The following is an 18,899-nucleotide window of genomic DNA, read 5'->3' as shown; positions in this document are numbered from 1 at the left end:
TAAATCCTCTCTACTTTATTCCAAAAATCTAACTATTAAAAAGGGCAGCCTAACTCTATATGCTGCCCCTTTTAATTTAGTATTCTATTATATATTCTATACCTGGTATATTTATTTTATTTTCCTCGAAAGATTTAAATGAACCCATCCATTTAGGCTGTGCAGGGGCACCTTTTTGAAGAAGTTCTGGAACGATTTGTTCCCATTCCCATTCCCCATCTTTCATTTTTCTAATACCTAACTGCTCATGCCACTCTTCATCTGTCAAAGGTTTATCACATAAAAATTCATAGTAACTATACACGACCCCTCTAGTCAAATATACCTTCCCATTATTATTATAGGTGGCTACTAGGATATCATTAGGTAATCCTGTACCAATTTCCAAAAATTCTCCTGTATCAGCTATACCAGCTACATCAGAAATGACCGCAGAGCTTTTAGGCTGCCTATAATAAGATGCTAAGGAATCGTCAATATATTCTAAGCTTCCTCCAATATACTTCAGACTTCTATTTTCCTCTTCAGTAATAGGTATATTTTCTAATTCTTTCACTGCACAGGTCCTAAATAATTCGTAAACCTCTTCCATGCTTTCTAAGGCAAAGGCTTTTTCCTCAGGTAATAGGCCCCTTTTTTCTAAATTAACTTTAGAATACTTTACTAGCCATAGCAACCTATCGTACACCTCAACTGCTGGCTCTACATAATTAGGTATGTATTCTTCTAACTCTTCTCCTCCACCCTTTTCTGCTACAGGTTGTTTTGTATAAAGTATTGTATCATGTTTAAGTTCTGCATAAGAGCCCAAGCCACTGGATATGTTTTTATCTTCCCAAGCTTGATTTTGCATAAACATTGGAAATCCTTCTACACTGTCTTTTTTTGTCCAAAGAGCTTTTAATGTCCACAGCCAACCGTTATACATATTCCTCTGCCAGTCTCCTTGGCCTAGGGCCTGAACCTTTTTCTCCATCTTATCCAAATTACTAGAATACACTTTTTCGTCTAGTTTATACAAATTATATTCTTTGGCAATATTCTGGGCTCTCTTATTACCAAAGGCTCCTGCAACATCTAGTCCTGTAGGAATGGGCCTTTCGATAGGAAACATTAATTCTTGCATGATATTGGCATCTAGAGTATACCTTTGCCCCATAAACCTAAACTGCCTTTTGGTGGGGGTATCTACTGCCCCTGTTACCAATTTGTTTTGTATTTGCGGCATCGGAAGATTTTTTATTTCTTTTTCTAGTTTGCTCCGATATTTTTCATCTTTGATACTTCCCAGGGTTAGATTTTCACCGTATACCTTTATCATTAATTCCTTCATATTAAAGATATTAATATCATCGGACTGGCCTACAAAAAAATTAGTAGGGGAGTATATCTTATCCCAAAGAGCAATATCATTGCTACCATTCATCTCCAAAAATGAAATGTATGTTATCATCATTGATTTTTCAATAAAATCATAATTAAAACTTCCACTCTCATCTTCAAAGGGGTATCCAATCAAACCGTACCACATCATAGTTTTAAAGTAGGATTCTAAGTCTTCATCCTCTGTGTAATGCCCTCTTGCTATAAACTGCTCATAGTTAATATCAAAACCAAACAAAGGGGATTTAATATAACCACTGGTGTTTTTAATTTCATTTATTTCTCTTTCAGCAATAGGTATAAGCTCCTTGGGTATATCCCCATAGGTACTGTTGATAAGATTATTGGCAACAGAGAAATATATCATAATATCTCCTAAATCTTTTTTTATTTCTTCATTAGGGGCTTGTAGGTATAAGGCTTTGGTTTTATCTAACATACTTTTAGTGAGTTCTTTTAATGCTTCATTTAAATGTTCTTTTTCTACAGATTTTAGAGTTTCATCAAAAAATTTATGGTACATATGAAGGGCTACATCTACTGAAATAAAACTAGGTATATATTTGTATTCATTTTCCTCATAGATATCATACATTTTCATATAATGGTAGGCATTGTCTGGATTGGGATTTAGAACAACGAATCCATTATTAGCTAATTTTCCAACTTGTTCCTTAGAAAGGCCTTCAAAGCGTGAAATATTCACTATATTGCCTAAGTTTTTATCAACATTATACTTTGGAACCTTCGGGGTATAATTAGTTGCTATAAAGGGTACCTCCTCATTAGAATACTCTGATGTATTCCTCCATACTAAACTTATGCCATCAGGTAGGACAGTCTCTTCTCTATCCGTTATTTGAATTTTTTTATCCATGGCATTAGTTTCTGCCGAGTTATCTACGGGAGTTTCAACATTTTTACTACAGCCTGATAGCATCATAATAATACCTAAAAAAATCGCAATATTCCTCTTTGACATCTAATTACCCCTCTCTTTTAATAAATAAATATCATTTTCCGTCTTTTCTGAAGAAGGTTCTAATACAACAGATTTTACCATATTTCTATCCTTAACTCTAGCTTTTATAAAAACATTTCCATCGCTTTTTTCTATACTGATGGAATCAACTCTATCATATATATGACTTTCCCCTTGAAGTATGAATCCAAATCCAAACCAATAGTATGCGGATATAATAAATTCACCCGTTCCTATCTCCTCCACAACTATAAATTCATCACTTCCATTGCCATTTAGATCCCCAAAAGAAGCCTTGCTAAAAGGCGCTCTTAATTTTGAACCGGTCCATTTCTTCACTAATTTATCTTCTTTGAAGTTAAAAAAGAAAGGTCTGTTTTGAAGTTCAGAAGATTCTTGAATTGTCTTATTTACGATAATGAAGATTTCCGGATTATTATCTGCATCTATTTCGCATAATTCAATCTTCCATGGTCTTATGGCGCCCATATTGTTTTCATACCTTTTACTGACATGTAATTTATTGGAAGTGGTAGATACATCATAAATAATCAATCGGTCGGCAAACCTAGAGTTTTTCCTTCCTTCTAGTACTAAAATATTATCCTTCCCATCGGAGTCAATATCTCCTATAGCTATATCCACAATAACATTATTTTTATACGATTTTAGGCTATGTTTATCCCCATCATATTCAATATATCCCCCTTTAAGGCTATATTTTAACGTATATTCTTGACCTCCCAAAAAAATCTGCAATGAAGAATTAGAAGGCCTAATGGTATAAATACCCGTTATGATTAAAGCAACAATAGATAATATCCCAATAACCTTTTTAATCATCTCACCCAACCCTTTTCTAATAACCAATGACAGAAGTACTAGACACCATTATGAAATCGCCTTTTTCATTTCTTTAATATAATCAATAACATGGGGGGTACAATTCATACCATATTTAGCTATTATCTTAACTATGGCACTTCCTACTATTATACCATCTGATATTTTAGCCATGTTACCTGCTTGTTCTTTTGTCGATATACCAAAACCTATGGCACAGGGAATATCTTTGACTTCTTTAGCAAGCCTTATCATTTCCTTGATATTTTCATTAATTTTTTCCCTTACCCCCGTTACTCCCATAGAAGACACGCAGTAAATAAAACCTTCTGCTTCCTTAGCAATCATATGAATTCTATCTTTAGATGTAGGGGCAATCATGGAAATCATAGTAATTCCATAATCCCTACAATAGGGCAAAAGTTCTTCTTTTTCTTCATAAGGTATATCTGGGACGATTACGGCAGATACATCTACTTCTTTACATCTTTTCATAAATCTTTCAGTACCATAGGTAAAAATCGGATTGGCATAAGTCATAAATGCAATGGGTATATCACAGGTTTTGCGTATTTCCTTGACCATATCAAAGATTTTATCCGTGGTTGTTCCTCCTGATAATGCACGACCATCTGCCTCTTGGATTATAGGTCCTTCCGCAACGGGGTCCGAAAAGGGAATCCCTAACTCTATTAAATCTGCTCCAGCCTTAGCCATTCCTATAACCAATTCTTTGGTTATCTCTATAGATGGGTCTCCGGCAGTTATAAAAGGAATAAATGCTTTATTGTTTAAAAAAACTTTTTCTAATTTATTCATATATTTTTACCCCCTTATGACGTGCCATGGCTGCCACGTCTTTATCCCCTCTACCTGAAAGGCAAATTATAATAATTTCATCTTTACCCATGGTTGGAGCTAATTTCTTAGCATAGGCAACTGCATGGGCACTTTCAATTGCCGGAATAATCCCTTCAATTTTTGATAAATATTCAAAAGCTCCTACAGCTTCATCATCCGTAACCGGCACATACTCTGCCCTACCCATATCCTTAAGATTTGCATGTTCCGGCCCTACTCCTGGATAATCAAGTCCTGCTGAAATAGAGTATACCGGTGCAATTTGACCATATTCATCTTGACAAAAATAAGACTTCATTCCATGGAATATTCCTAGAGTTCCTGTTGCCATGGTTGCAGCAGTTTTATCTGTATCCACCCCGTATCCTGCCGCTTCACAACCAATGAGGCGAACATCTTTATCCTTGATAAAATCATAGAACAATCCTATTGCATTACTTCCCCCGCCAACGCAAGCCATAACAACATTAGGGAGTCTTTTTTCTTGTTCTAAAATTTGATTTCTTGCTTCACGGCCAATAATACTTTGAAAGTCCCTAACTATAGTTGGAAATGGATGGGGTCCCATAACCGATCCTAAAACATAATGAGTGTCATCTATTCTTTTAGTCCATTCTCTCATAGTTTCATTTACAGCATCTTTTAAAGTTTGGGTTCCACTAATAACAGGATGAACCTTAGCTCCTAAAAGTTCCATACGAAAAACATTAAGTGCTTGGCGGTCGGTATCCTCCTTACCCATATATATTTCGCATTCCATCCCCATTAGGGCTGCAGCCGTAGCGGTTGCCACCCCATGCTGTCCTGCTCCTGTTTCTGCAATAACCCTAGTCTTACCCATTTTTTTAGCTAATAACACTTGACCCAAAACATTGTTTATCTTATGGGACCCTGTATGGTTTAAATCTTCTCGCTTAAGGTAAATCTTAGCCCCCCCTAAATCTTCGGTCATCTTTTTGGCATAATAAAGTGAGGACGGCCTCCCTGCATAATTATCCAATAAATCTTTTAGTTCTTCCCTAAACTTTGGATCCTTTTTAAAGTAATTATATGCCTCTTCTAGTTCTATGAGCGCGTTCATTAAAGTTTCTGGAACATATTGCCCTCCATGAATTCCAAATCTTCCTTTTGACATTTTACATTCTCCTTTTTTCAAAATAAAAAAAGCCTTCATCCCTAAAACAGGGACAAAAGCTTATACTTCTGCGGTACCACCCAAATTGGCTAAAAAGCCCACTCTAACTGTATACTATCATATACATCCCCCTGATAACGGACGGGTTCCCGTAAGTTCGTACTTAATAATTTCAGACTTCCCTCACAAGTCCATTCAGAATAATACTTGTAACCGCATTTCCACCATCTAGCGGCTCTCTTTATACAACTAATAATTCCTACTCCTCTTGCTCATAGGTTTATATCATATAAAATTAAACGAATAACCCAGTAAACTGTATACCCAGTACCAAAATAATAGCACCGGCATTTATTTTTGTCAACAGCATTATTATAAATTTGGATAATGCCTAAATATTATAGTAAAGATTTTGCGTAGCATATTCAGGATCACAGGTAATATCGATACCTAGTTTCCCAAAAATTTGTTCATCATTTCTGCTTATTATCGTTGTCGAGTGAGCTTGACAGCCTTTTAGCATACCTAATCTATCCATGGCAATCTGTGCAACCGGGTTAGTTGCGGCACATATACTAAGAGCAATAAGTATTTCTTCACAATCTAGTATTGGATTTATACTGCCTAAGGTTCTAGTTTTTAAATTTAAAATAGGTTCTAATATCACAGGAGAAATCAAAGGAATTTCATCTGATATTTTGGCTAAATGCTTAACTGCATTAAGTATCACTGCTGCAGTTGCATCCATTAAATTAGAACTTTTTCCCGTTAAGATTGTTCTGTCTTCGAGCTCTATTGCTACAACAGAACAAGCATCAGTTCTCCTGGTAGTTTCTCTTAATTGTTCTAACCTAATTCTAGCAGGAACAACCACATTTCTATCTTCTTCCTTTAGATTAAGTTCCTCCATGATGAGTTTGATTCTTTCAAAAGTATCCCTATCTACATATCCCTTTTTGTACTCACAACCCGTCTTAAAATATCTTCTTATAACTTCCTGTTTTGAGGCTTCTTTTATAATCTCATCATCAATAATGCCAAAAGCCACTCTATTAACTCCCATATCCGTTGGAGATTTATATATGGATTCCTTACCTGTGATTTTTTCTATAATTCTTTTTAAAACAGGGAAGGTTTCTATATCCCTATTGTAGTTTACCGCAATTTCTGAATACTCATCTACATGAAAGGAATCAATCATATTTACGTCCTTAAGGTCTACTGTGGCAGCTTCATATGCAATATTCAAGGGATGTTTTAATGGTACATTCCATACAGGAAAAGTTTCAAACTTTGAATATCCTGCTACTACTCCCCTTTTAAATTCATGATATAATTGACTAAGGCAGGTTGCTAGTTTACCACTACCAGGGCCCGGAGCCGCTACTACAACGATTGGTTTTGTGGTCTCTATATAAGGATTTTGCCCATATCCCTCATCACTTACAATGGTATCTATATCCGTCGGATATCCTTGAGTGGCTCTATGGGTATAAACTTTTATTCCTCTTCGTTCTAATTTATTGATAAAAACTGTTGTTGCCGGCTGTCCATCAAACCTAGTTATCACAACACTGTTGATGTCCAATTGATATCTTCTTAAATCATCAATAAGCCTTAGGGTATCCATGTCATATGTAATCCCAAAATCTCCTCTTATTTTATTCCTTTCGATATCACCTGCATAAACACAGATTATCACTTCTACCTTTTCTTTTATCTTCTGCAGAAGCTTAATTTTTCCATTTTCGTCAAATCCGGGTAAAACTCTTTTGGCATGAAGATCATATAATAGCTTCCCTCCAAATTCTAGGTAAAGCTTGTCGTAATTATTTACTCTTTCCAAAATATATTTTGATTGTTCTTCCAAGTATTTTTTATGATCAAATCCAATCTTCATTCTCTTTCCTCACTTCATAGCATAATTATTAGGTTCAATCTTACTTCGTACAACTTTTTATTATTACATAGTTCTTATTTAATGTAAACACAATCATTCATTATTATTATTAAACTTTTTCTTATATCCGCATTTTCTACATAATTCCTCTATTGCATACCTCTTAGAAAAGCCCTCATATATTTCTTTTGCTCTTTTAGATTCTATAATTCTTGAAAAGTCGACATTGTGGATATTACCTAAATTAATTATTCCTTCCCCATCCAGACAACAAGGAACTACAGTTCCATCAACCAGTATCGCCGCCTGCTTTCTAAGACCATAGCAAAAGCCCCTTCCATCATCTTCTTTTTCTTTCAAATTCGGCCATGCAAACTCATAATCCTGATTAATATATACCCTCTCTGCAATCTTAATCCCCCTACCAGGCATAACCTTTTCATCTATTTTATATGGAAGTTTGAATTCCTTTTCTATTATTTCAAGCAATCCCCTGTTACTTTCCATACTCCCATTTATTCCAGCATCATAATTCAAATTCCAAAATCTTAGAGATATAAGAAGATTGGTTTTTTCCATAGATTCCTTTGTGAATGAAATAATATCTTTCATATAAGATTTTTCACTGGTATATCCTTGATTTCCCGATAGGCTATGAAGGGAAAAATTTATTTGCCTTAGGGATTTTTTCATTATTATTTTGTCCCTAACCTTATCTATAAGAGTCCCATTTGTTGTTATATTAACTCTAAAACCCTTTTCATAACTTATATCTAAAAACTTATCTATGTCGGGATGTAAAAGCGGTTCCCCTTTAACATGAAAATATATATATTCGGTGTAGGGGCTTATTTGATTTAATATCTTTCTAAAGTTTTCTATGGACATAAATTGGGGTTTTCTATTTGACTTAGGGCAAAAAGTGCAAGATAGATTGCATGCATTAGTTATTTCCACATATATCTTTTTAAATCTTTTCATAATATCCCACCTGTTTGTATAATGCTTCTTGTCATGCCTATATCATTATAGCATAGAAATGTATCTTCCTATTACATAAAAAAGCCCTATCCCAAATTGGGATAAGGCCTCTTTATAATTAATATAAGTATCTAGTATCGTTTCCTATTTTGCCTGGAGCAGGATTTTGTGGTGTATCCAGTACAAATATCCTCATATTTCCCTTTCCATTACAATTTGCACTAAGGCTACCATTCGTTACATGAATCACTTGCCCGGTTATTGCATCTACATATTTTCCATTAGGAATATTGTTAAATGTAGCATTTCCTGAAATAGTAACTAGAGCAAAACTATCTACTCCGTTCTCTGTATATCTTCTCTTAAAGGCCATTCCACCGCCATTGATATCTTGCACTGAATATTGCCCTTTTTGTAATGCCGGTATTTCTCTTCTTATTCTATTCAATCGGGTTATATGCTGTGCTAAAGGATGACTTAAAGTCTCAGCCATTGTTCCTGTCGCATTAGAATATACTCCAAAATCACTTACCTGAACATTTCCTTCTATATAGTCTCCGAAGTACGCCCTGCCTGTTTGACTCAATGGAGCATTAGGACCTACGTCAATAGGTTTACCTTTTTGGAATTCTATTTCACTTCCATAATATAAGCAAGGAATACCCCTAAATGTAAAGGTTAAACTTAAATTCTCAGCCCAAACATCTTGGCCTAAAGCAAATCTTTGGTTTTCCGGTGCACAATCCGGAGCATAATCATGGGAGTCAACGTATACCACATTCCACGTTGCATCATTATAAGTTGAATCCCCATAAATAGCTACTCTAAATGCATCCCTTGCATCTGCAAAATTCCAATGCATAGGGAAATCGATAACATCAAGTCCCGATTTCATGCTTATATCAGGGGTATGATAGGTATTTCCTCTCAAAAATGTATTATCACTAGATGGCTGAGTAGATACTGATTGGTTATCATAGTAATTTTGTTCCACGCTGGCCTCATTAGTAAGTCTATCACCCCATGAATAATTTTTTGATTCCTTCCATGTGTAAAAAGGTGTTGAAAGTGCTGGATTATCTCTATTCCAAACATCCCTTACTCTTGTACAAACCTCACCAAACATGTAGAAATTTTCTCCTCCTACAGCCTGTAGCTTAGGTATGAACTCATTGTTAAAAGTTAATCTTGATACATGTTTTACGGTATCAATTCTAAAAGCGTCAACCCCCATATTGATATATTTAGCATAGGCATCAACTAAATAATCCGCAACATATGGATTTTCTGTATTTAAATCTACACAATCCCCGGCAATTTGTCCGGTTTGACAAGTATATCCTTCCCAATCCAAACTTTTTTCATGGTGATAAATATGATTTATATCGTTTTTATCTTCCTTCATCGCATCAATTCTTGCACCATATTGAATATTCGGATTTAAGCTATCATAATTATCTGGTAATCTACCATTATCAATCCTTGTTAAGGCTTCTTCTATCGGTTCGTTTAGCCCAGTCGTATCGTTTCTAGTAAACATTGGGAAGATATTTTCTTCTCCAAAGTTTCCGGTATGATTAAGAACTATATCTTGAATTACTTTCATACCTTTTGAATGGGCTGCATCGATGAATTTCTGATATGCTTCTTCTGCTGAATTATCGTATTTTGTTTTATACCTAGGGTCTATTTCGCTAAAATTGATTGCGTGGTAGCCATGGTAGTCATATCCACTGGCATTTTTAACTGGAGGTGTTACCCATATCGCACTAAATCCTAAAGCTTTAATATAATCAAGCTTTTCGGTAAGACCTTTAAAATCTCCTCTCCAAGCAGGATCACTATCCGGATTTTTTGCCTGTTCATCATCCCAGCAATGAACGTTATTAGATGGATCTCCATCATAGAATCTCGTTGTCATAACAAAATATATCGTCTCTTCCCTGAAATCTTCCGATTTATATTCTCCTATATTATAGGTAAAATAATTTTCCGTTTTATTTCCAGAGGCATCTATGGCAATCGTGCGTATAACTGTATCTTTATTTAGTGCAATCGTTTGCCCATTATACAAAAAAACGTCCGTTAACTCTGGAGTTCTTCCATCAGTTGAAAGATAAAGTTTAGGTGAAGAATCTTTATTATCCGAAACTGTAAAAGTTACGTTTTGAGCTGTTAAATATCTTCCTGATGGTGGATTTGCCACTACGACAGGGGGTGTTGTATCCTGATTTAATGTGTATTCCAAAACATAAACTGTGGACGTATTTCCTGCTTTATCAACAGCTATTGCCTTTATGATTGTATCTTTGTTTATTATAATATCTTCTTTGTATAAATCACTATTAATAGTTGGTTCTGACCCATCAGTAGTGTAATATATTTTGGGATTTATATCTGCATTATCCTTTGCAGTTAGACTTAAAATTAGGGTATCCTCTTCATATATTCCCGGCTTTGGGTTTGCAGTAATTATTGGTGGTGTTATATCTATTCTTGGATCTTTATCCGTCCAACTATTATTATAATAAAACCATTCTCCGGAAGTCCTTTTTAAATCTTCTGTTTGAGAACCATAACCATTGTTAAATATTAAGTTTGCTGCTTCTATTCCATCAAGAGTGTAACTATACCATCCATCCCCTTCAAGAGTCATATTTACTCCTGGCCAGTTAACTGAAGGCAATGCAGGTTCTGTAGCCCAATAATATATCTTTGCTGTATCCCAAGGGGATTTAAAAAATACCTTTATGTACTCATCTGATACTTCTATCTCTGTAATAGAAATTTTTTTGGTTGCTGTTAAGTCTTCGAATGTTGCTGTTAATGATAGTTCCCCTGCTTTTATTGCAGTTATTTTAGTTTCTTTACTAATTAAGTTTGCAATACTAGCCAAGGATGAATCATCAATAATCCAATTTACATCTTTTTGTACCCTCGTCCCATCATTATAAACTATTGTAGATGTTATTGTAATCGTATCCCCTACATCCATCATGGATACCCCATCAAGTTCAATTGAAACTGGCTTTATATCTTTTATCGGGTCCTCATAGAGTATTGTTCCATCTTTCTTAATCCAAATATCTTTAGTAGTTTCAAAATCTCGTCCATTGTTATCTAGCTTTTTATTCCATGTTCCATCATTAAATAAAAACTCTACTTTATCAGTACTTTTAATCTTTTTTGTATACCAATTTACCCTATAGTTCTCCATATCCCCAGGCGAACTTCTTAATACAGTAGTATCCCATGCCGGGGTTGATAAATCCCCATCATACCATATCCATATTTCATCCCAAAAATCTGGTTTTTCGATATTTATACTAATATCTCCTTTAGGCAAATCAGGATTATTCGAAGTTATTTTACCATCTTTATACCATATTTCAGATGTTATAGATATGCCTGGTTGATTTTGGCCTGGAATCTGTCTTCCCGCCCCATCATTAAAAATAACATTAGGAGCTTTCATAGAATCTATTCTGAATTCATACCAATTCCCCCCTGTAGAATTCATCGATTCCCCTGGCCAAGCCTGTGCTTCCCCACCATCATCATAATAATAAATATTAACTTTGCCCCAATCCGACGGCTTATAAAAATGTACCGTTGTGCCATTGGTTGTTGCAAATGCTTTTGGGGTATCATACTGGATTCCCCCCATAATTGTAACAAATGTAAGTATCAGCGTTACAATTATACTAAGCCTCCTCCTAAAACCTTCTTTCATAATACCTTCCTCCTATATTATATTTATTTTAGATAGTTAAATAAATATATTATATTATTTAACTATTTAAAACCCTTCCTTTTATTGTTAGGTTTTAACAAAAAATAGCTTAATATCTTTTATTTATATATTCTTATTGCCATATCATTATATAGTATATTTTTTAAACTTGCAACAATCATCACAATAAATCAAATTATCTACCTTGGATTTTTTATCCTAAAATCTATATTGTTATTATTAGCCTTTACAAATTAGTATAAATGGTTATATAATACATTAAGATATAAATTAAAATAGCATTGATGAAAGCTACGATTTATAAATTTCTTTAGAGAGCCGATGGCTGGTGTAAATCGGCGAAATAGTAAATCTTTCCACTTTCTGAGCTATGGGCATAAGCCTAAGATTAGTACCCTTTATCGTACTATAAAGTGGTCATTTTTATATGACAATTTGGGTGGCAACACGGATCCTTTCGTCCCATATTTATTGATGGGTTGGAGGGTTTTTTTATTGTTAAGAAATCCATACTATACAAGGAGTGAAATTATGTTAGATTTAAAATTCTTAAGGGAAAACCCAGAAATCGTAAAGCAAAACATTAAAAACAAGTTCCAAGATAGTAAATTACCCCTAGTGGATGAAGTTATCGCCCTAGACTTGGAGAACAGGGCTACCCAACAGGAAGCTGACGACCTAAGGGCACAAAGAAATAAAATTTCAAAACAAATTGGTGGTTTGATGGCTCAAGGAAAAAAAGGTGAAGCTGAAGAACTAAAAAGTCAAGTAGCAGCTAACTCAAAATATCTAACAGAATTAGAAGCTAAAGAAGGTGAATTAGCAGAAAAAATCAAAAACATAATGATGATCATACCAAATATAATCGATCCTAGCGTACCTATTGGAAAAGATGACAGTGAAAATGTAGAAGTACAGCGTTACGGTGAACCTATCGTGCCTAACTTCGAAATCCCTTACCATGTAGAAATCATAGAAAAACTCAATGGTATTGATTTGGACAGTGCTAGAAAGGTTGCTGGTAATGGTTTTTACTATCTTTTAGGGGATATTGCAAGGCTTCATTCTGCAGTTATTTCCTATGCAAGAGACTTTATGATTGATAGGGGCTTTACCTACTGCATCCCTCCTTTTATGATTCGCAGTGACGTAGTTACTGGTGTTATGAGCTTCGATGAAATGGAGGCAATGATGTATAAGATAGAAGGGGAAGACCTATTCCTAATTGGAACTAGTGAGCATTCGATGATAGGTAAATACATTGATACTATCGTTCAAGAAGATTCTCTGCCCCATACCTTAACTAGTTACTCACCTTGCTTTAGAAAAGAAAAAGGAGCCCATGGAATAGAGGAAAGAGGGGTATACCGTATCCATCAATTTGAAAAACAAGAAATGATAGTTGTATGTAAGCCTGAAGATAGTAATATGTGGTTTGATAAACTTTGGCAAAACACTGTGGATTTATTCCGCTCCCTTGATATTCCTGTAAGAACCTTAGAATGCTGTTCCGGTGATCTAGCAGACCTAAAGGTAAAGTCTGTAGATGTAGAAGCTTGGTCCCCAAGACAACAAAAGTATTTCGAGGTGGGAAGCTGTTCTAATCTAGGGGATGCCCAAGCCCGTCGCCTAAAAATTCGTGTTTTTGGAGAAGATGGCAGATATTTTGCTCATACCCTAAATAACACCGTAGTTGCTCCTCCAAGAATGCTCATAGCTTTTTTAGAAAACAATCTAAATGCCGATGGCTCTATAAACATTCCAACTGCCCTACAACCGTATATGGGTGGAAAAGACAAAATAAAATAGGGAACTTAAGTTCCCTATTTTTTATGATTAGTACCACCTAAATATTAGAAATCTATTTCTTTTAATATCTCATCTATTATATCTTGGAGCCTTTTTCGTCCTTTTTCTATCTTATATTTGTCTTTTTTATTAAGAATCTCATCAAATTTAGTAAGTTCGTATTCTAATTTCTTTCTAATATCCCCTATACTTTCTTCATAAAGCCTTTCTGCCTTTAATAATAAAAGCTTATTGGCTTCTTGTTCTCTTGGATGTATTTTAAGATATGATAATTCTTCCATCCTTTTTTCTATTTCATCATCTGTCATATCTACATTTTGACCTTTTATAATTGCCTTTTTAATTTCCCCCGTTGAAACAACCTTAATCTGGACTTCTAATATTGAGTTAATATCATAGGTATAGGTCACATCTATTCCTTCTTGCCCTGCTTTTGATTTAGGAACTTCTACGGTTATTTCTCCTATGGATAAATTATTAGATGCAAAGCGACTTTCCCCCTGGAGTACATTTATTCGGATTTTAGTTTGATTATTCCTTACGGTATATAGTCGTTCCGTTCTACTAGCCGGGATAACCGTATTTCTTTCTATAATCGGGCAAAAATAGCCTGATTCAAATCGCCCTTCTTCTATTTCCCTTACAACTTCTGTGCCTAGGGTAAAAGGACATACATCGGTTAAAACTACTTCCTTTATCGCTTCGTTTCTTTCCTTCATTGCCCCCTGAATGGCTGCCCCTAGGGCAACAGCTTCATCTGGATCTATGCTGACATTAGGAAGTACCCTAAATAGTTTACTAACGAGTTTATGGATTATTGGCAGTCTTGTCGCTCCTCCTATCATTATTACCTGATCTATATCCGAAAGCTTTAAATTAGCATCGGATAAACTTCTTTTAATAGGGTCTTTAATTCTTTCTAATAACTTCTCACATCTTTTTTCATACTTTTCTATATCTACCATCATATCTATAATTTCGTCATTAATCTTACAAGACATAATAGGATTCTTTTCTGTCCTAAACCTCTTTTTACACTTTTCTGACTGCTTTTTAATATGTACTAATGTCTTATGGTCTATTTCCTTAGGATCTATATTTTTTTCACTTAGGAACATATTCTCCAGTACCTCTGTAAAATCTTCTCCTCCAAGAAAATTATCTCCTGCTACAGCATGGACTTCTAATATGTTTTGAAAAAGTTCTAGAATTGATACATCAAAGGTTCCTCCCCCTAAATCAAAAACCAAGAACCTCATATCCCTATTGTTTTGATACAAACCGTAAGCTATTGCCGCTGCTGTAGGCTCACTAATAATCCGCTCTACCTTAAGACCGGCCAGTTCGCCAGCTCTTTTAGTTGCCTTCCTTCTAGCATTATTAAAGTATGCTGGAACACTGATTACTGCTTCTGTTACCTCTTGACCTAAAAAAACTTCTGCATCCTCTTTAAGTGAACGAAGAATAAATGAAGATAGTTCCTCGGCGGAAAACATCTTATCCTTCAACTGAAACTCCTTTTTACTTCCCATATCCCTTTTAAAAATATAAGCACTTCTATCAGGACATAAAAGCCTTCTTTCTTTAGCTGTTTCTCCTACATAAATCTGCCCATCTTCATCCATGCTAACTACCGATGGTGTAAGGTTCTTCCCTAATCGATTAGGGATTATTTTAGGTCCATTTTCCGTAAAATATGCTACCAAGCTATTAGTTGTTCCCAAGTCAATGCCTATAATCATACCTAATTCTCTCCTATTTTTTGTTTCAGTTCTCTTATTTTTATTAATGCATCCGAATTATTTGGATAAACTTCTAATGATTTTTTATATTTTTCTAAAGCTCCTTTGTAATCGCTTTCCATTTCTAGTAACATTCCCTCTACTTCTAGGTATTCAATACAAATATGAAAAGAACAAGTTCTACAATTATAACTCTCTTTCATAAAATTCATATAATATTTTGTCTTTTCATAATCACCAGTGCTATAATTACATTTTGCAATGCAATATATCCTTGCTTTACGGTATCCTAAATCACCTAACCAATTTTCTATGCCGCCATATTTTCTCCTTATATAATTATATAATTCACTCTTATAGTGTATACCTTCTTTTTGTCTTCCTAACGCCTTTAGGACATCTAATATATCTCCTAGTAGCCCCTCCATACCCCTATAAGATTCACCTTCATACCTTAGAGCAACCTTATAAGCCTTCTTATAATATTTTAGAGCCTCCCTATTATCTCCTTTTATTAAACGCATGTACGTTCCCATATGACTATAGGGTTGACTTTTATTCTTGTATTTTTTTATAGCTTTTTGGTAGTATATTAAAGCCTCTTTTTCGTCTCCGGAATAACAATAAATCTGCCCAACATTTAGTAGATAGTCCATTTCCCAACCTTTCACAAGCTCTAGGACCCTTTTATACTGTTCTATAGCCTCATCCCATCTGCCCATCTGCCCATATAAGTCTGCTAATTTTTCAATAGCTTTTTTGGGGGATTCGGCTTTTTGAATTAACACCTCATAAGTTTTAATAGCCTTTTCATATTCCCCTGTTATTTTATAGTAATCTGCTATATTCCAGTAAGGAGTCAAATCATCCTTTTGATGTGTTATTGCAAGTTTGTAATACTTATGGGCTTCTTGTAGATTACCTAGGATTTTATTAACAAGTCCCACATTATTGTATACATATACCTCTTCATATTTTAATGCTTCATTAAAGGCTTCTAATGCTTTATCTAGATCATATCCATCCATATAGAGCCGCCCTAATTCATTATAATAATAACAATCAGGTTTTATTTGTACTTGCCGTTTGCCATACTCTACTGCCATTTGATAATATTCTTTCCTATAACTCCTTCTATAACGGTTTTTGTATATAATCATGAGCCTATAATAAACGTATTCATATTCCGAATCAACCTTAATAACCTTCAAATAATTATCAAGGGCTTCGTCTTCTTTATCCAATCTTTCATAACAAAGTCCTGTTATATAATAGGCATAATTATAGCTTGGGTATCTTTGTATAAACTCCTTATATATATCAATTACTTCTTCATACTTCTCCATATCATAAAGTATATTACCCTTTAACTCTAAACTACCATCAGTTTTATTAAGACTTAGTTTATCTCCTATGGCCTTTAGGGCAAGTTCATTTTCCCTCATATTATAGTAACAAAGAGCTAATTCATGAAGAATTAACGATATATCTTCTATATCTCCGTGTTCTTCTTGTACTTCAATATATAGATTTTTAATCTCTTTTGCTACTTTTTTTCTTTCCTCATAATCCTTTGCAAGGGATCTTTTTATTCTCAATTCCTGAAATGCTAAATCATTGCTTTCTATCTTAGCTGCCTTTGCACGTTCAATAACTCCCGACGCCTCTTTATATTGTTCAAATATTATAAAAACCTTAGCTGCCAGTACATATGGCTTTTGGTATCCCCCATATATCTCTATGGCCCTGTAATAATCATCAATAACTTCCTGCCCCATTTTTAGATTGTAGTAAGCCTCTTGTCTATATATATAGGCAGGAAAATACCTATCGCTTATTTTTAAGATTTCATCACAAACATCAATACAAGTTTTAAAATCTTCCAGTTTTAAGAGGGTATGGGTTTTTTCTGACATATATTTAAGTAGGTCATTTCCCCCATCTTCTGCCTTGATAGCTAAATCAATATATTTCAATCTCTTCTTTAGAGTATCCTTATCTTTTTCCTGTCCCTCTAAACCATAATAACATCTTGATAAAAGATAATATGCTAATGGCAATTTCCTTAGTTTATTTCTAGTTTCTTTTGTTCCATCGTCTTCTAGTTTAATGATTTCCTTTAACCATATATTAATGGAGGGTAGAGCCTCTTTATATTTTTCCACAGCCATATAGTTACGAGAAATCAAATTATAATATTCATAATAAATGTTATCATCTAATGTAATGTCTTCTATTAAAGATATAGAATCCTCATACAAACCATTTTGATATAAACACCATCCTAATTCTAGCTTATACTTTTTATTTTCCGGATCCTTTTCTATTCTTTCTTTATATATTTTCATTAAGGCTTCGTTCACCTGCTGTAACCCTTCAATTAAGCTTTCATTATAGCTATCTAATTCTAATAATTCTATGTACCCGTCTTTTGCTCTTTCATATTCTCCTATTTTATAATAATAAGAACAAATATTTTTTTTAGCTCCAAAATGATTGGGATCTATTTCTAAGATTCCCTCACATTCCTTATAAGCCTTTTCTAATTCCCCTCTTTCAAGACTCTCTAAAGAAAGATAATACAAAATATACAAATCCTCATAATTTTTAGCCCGGAGGTTTTCTGAGATTTCCATGGCCTTTTCATAATCCTGTTGCTCTAGCCAATAACGCATTTTTTCTATATCAAAATAGGGATGTGAAATATTCATTTTTTGAATTTTTTCTATTTGTTCTTGTACCTTTTGTATTTTATCGTATTCCTTATTATCGTTAATACTTCTTAGGAATAAATATTCATTTATAAATTCATCTATATCTGCTTCATCATTTCCTTCAAACAAAGTATAGTCTATCCATCCTTTGCTTTCTGGAGTTTCCATAACAAAGTTAACGAAGTTTGCCGGAAATTTTTCATATAATTCTTCCTTTATATCTACAAGTTCAAATTTTTCTTCTATGATCTGCCATATTTCAACTGGTAAACGATAATGTTCCATCAAAAATACTAAAAAAGCCTCCCTAACTTCATTAGCCGTATCAAATTCGTTACATATTTCATCTTCAAAAAGTTCTTTCCAAGAATCTATATTAATTCTTGTAGATAATTTATTATAAGTATGCTCAACTTTTTGTATCCACCGATTAATAGGTGTATCTAATATTTCCTCTTCTTGAATATTTATTAATCTGATAGCTTCTTCATAGGCTTCTCTAAGGACTTTAAAACCTTGTGGATTATCTTCGGGATTGACTCCTACCAGCTTTTTTCGATAGGCATTTTTTATTATATTGCTATCTTTGGTTTCGGATATGTTCAAAATTTTAAAAATCTCTTTTTTATTCATTTTTTCACCCCGTTTTTAATTTTCACAAAGCTACGTCATTAAATTATATCACATTTGGATAAATTTTGAATACACTCCTTAGAAAACCTTTCATATTATTATATTTTTAATTTAAATCCTTAAAAAAATGAATTTCCCCTTTACTTTTTGATAATCTGTGCT

General features: G+C 34.1%; 10 protein-coding genes and 2 other annotated features. Of the genes, 1 reads left to right on the top strand and 9 read right to left on the bottom strand.

Going from position 1 to position 18,899, the window contains the following annotated elements; translation table 11 throughout:
• Positions 1–76: 76 nt before the first annotated feature.
• From GX308_09200 to GX308_09170, 7 genes are all read right to left on the bottom strand, one after another.
• Complete coding sequence (locus GX308_09200; protein NLK22228.1) at positions 77–2,365, bottom strand: DUF3160 domain-containing protein; 2,289 nt, start codon at positions 2,363–2,365, stop codon at positions 77–79.
• Positions 2,366–3,208, bottom strand: a complete 843-nt coding sequence (locus GX308_09195) for a hypothetical protein (GenBank protein NLK22227.1) — start codon at positions 3,206–3,208, stop codon at positions 2,366–2,368.
• A 48-nt stretch (positions 3,209–3,256) separates the two neighbouring features.
• Positions 3,257–4,027, bottom strand: a complete 771-nt coding sequence (locus GX308_09190) for a tryptophan synthase subunit alpha (GenBank protein NLK22226.1) — start codon at positions 4,025–4,027, stop codon at positions 3,257–3,259.
• Positions 4,020–5,204 (bottom strand): tryptophan synthase subunit beta, encoded by a 1,185-nt coding sequence (trpB, locus tag GX308_09185; protein NLK22225.1) that lies wholly within the window; start codon positions 5,202–5,204, stop codon positions 4,020–4,022. The genes GX308_09190 and trpB overlap by 8 nt, the downstream gene beginning before the upstream one ends.
• Positions 5,205–5,249: 45 nt before the next feature.
• Positions 5,250–5,489, bottom strand: a binding site (T-box leader).
• Positions 5,490–5,595: 106 nt separating this feature from the next.
• Positions 5,596–7,104 carry a DUF1846 domain-containing protein gene (locus GX308_09180; protein ID NLK22224.1) on the bottom strand — a complete coding sequence of 503 codons (1,509 nt, stop codon included), beginning with the start codon at positions 7,102–7,104 and terminating at the stop codon, positions 5,596–5,598.
• Between the two features lie 93 nt (positions 7,105–7,197).
• Positions 7,198–8,085, bottom strand: a complete 888-nt coding sequence (locus GX308_09175; protein NLK22223.1) for a radical SAM protein — start codon at positions 8,083–8,085, stop codon at positions 7,198–7,200.
• A 118-nt stretch (positions 8,086–8,203) separates the two neighbouring features.
• Entirely contained in the window at positions 8,204–11,818 is a 3,615-nt protein-coding gene (locus GX308_09170) for a starch-binding protein (protein ID NLK22222.1), read from the bottom strand.
• A 293-nt stretch (positions 11,819–12,111) separates the two neighbouring features.
• Positions 12,112–12,307 (top strand) — a binding site (T-box leader).
• A gap of 63 nt (positions 12,308–12,370) precedes the next feature.
• On the opposite strand from GX308_09170, the gene serS reads away from it, so the two are divergent.
• The gene (gene serS, locus GX308_09165; GenBank protein ID NLK22221.1) at positions 12,371–13,648 is read left to right on the top strand and encodes a serine--tRNA ligase; all 1,278 of its coding nucleotides are present in this window, start codon (positions 12,371–12,373) and stop codon (positions 13,646–13,648) included.
• Positions 13,649–13,692: 44 nt separating this feature from the next.
• Here serS and GX308_09160 read toward each other — a convergent pair whose 3' ends face one another.
• Together GX308_09160 and GX308_09155 are read right to left on the bottom strand one after the other, a co-directional pair.
• Positions 13,693–15,390, bottom strand: a complete 1,698-nt coding sequence (locus GX308_09160) for a molecular chaperone HscC (protein NLK22220.1) — start codon at positions 15,388–15,390, stop codon at positions 13,693–13,695.
• A 2-nt stretch (positions 15,391–15,392) separates the two neighbouring features.
• Positions 15,393–18,737 (bottom strand): tetratricopeptide repeat protein, encoded by a 3,345-nt coding sequence (locus GX308_09155; protein NLK22219.1) that lies wholly within the window; start codon positions 18,735–18,737, stop codon positions 15,393–15,395.
• Positions 18,738–18,899 lie beyond the last annotated feature (162 nt).

Origin of the sequence: Candidatus Epulonipiscium sp. (assembly GCA_012519205.1) — a bacterium.
Taxonomy (GTDB): Bacteria; Bacillota; Clostridia; order Lachnospirales; family Defluviitaleaceae; genus JAAYQR01.
The sequence above is the reverse complement of the archived record's forward strand: the minus strand, read 5'-3'. Positions and strand labels throughout refer to the sequence as shown.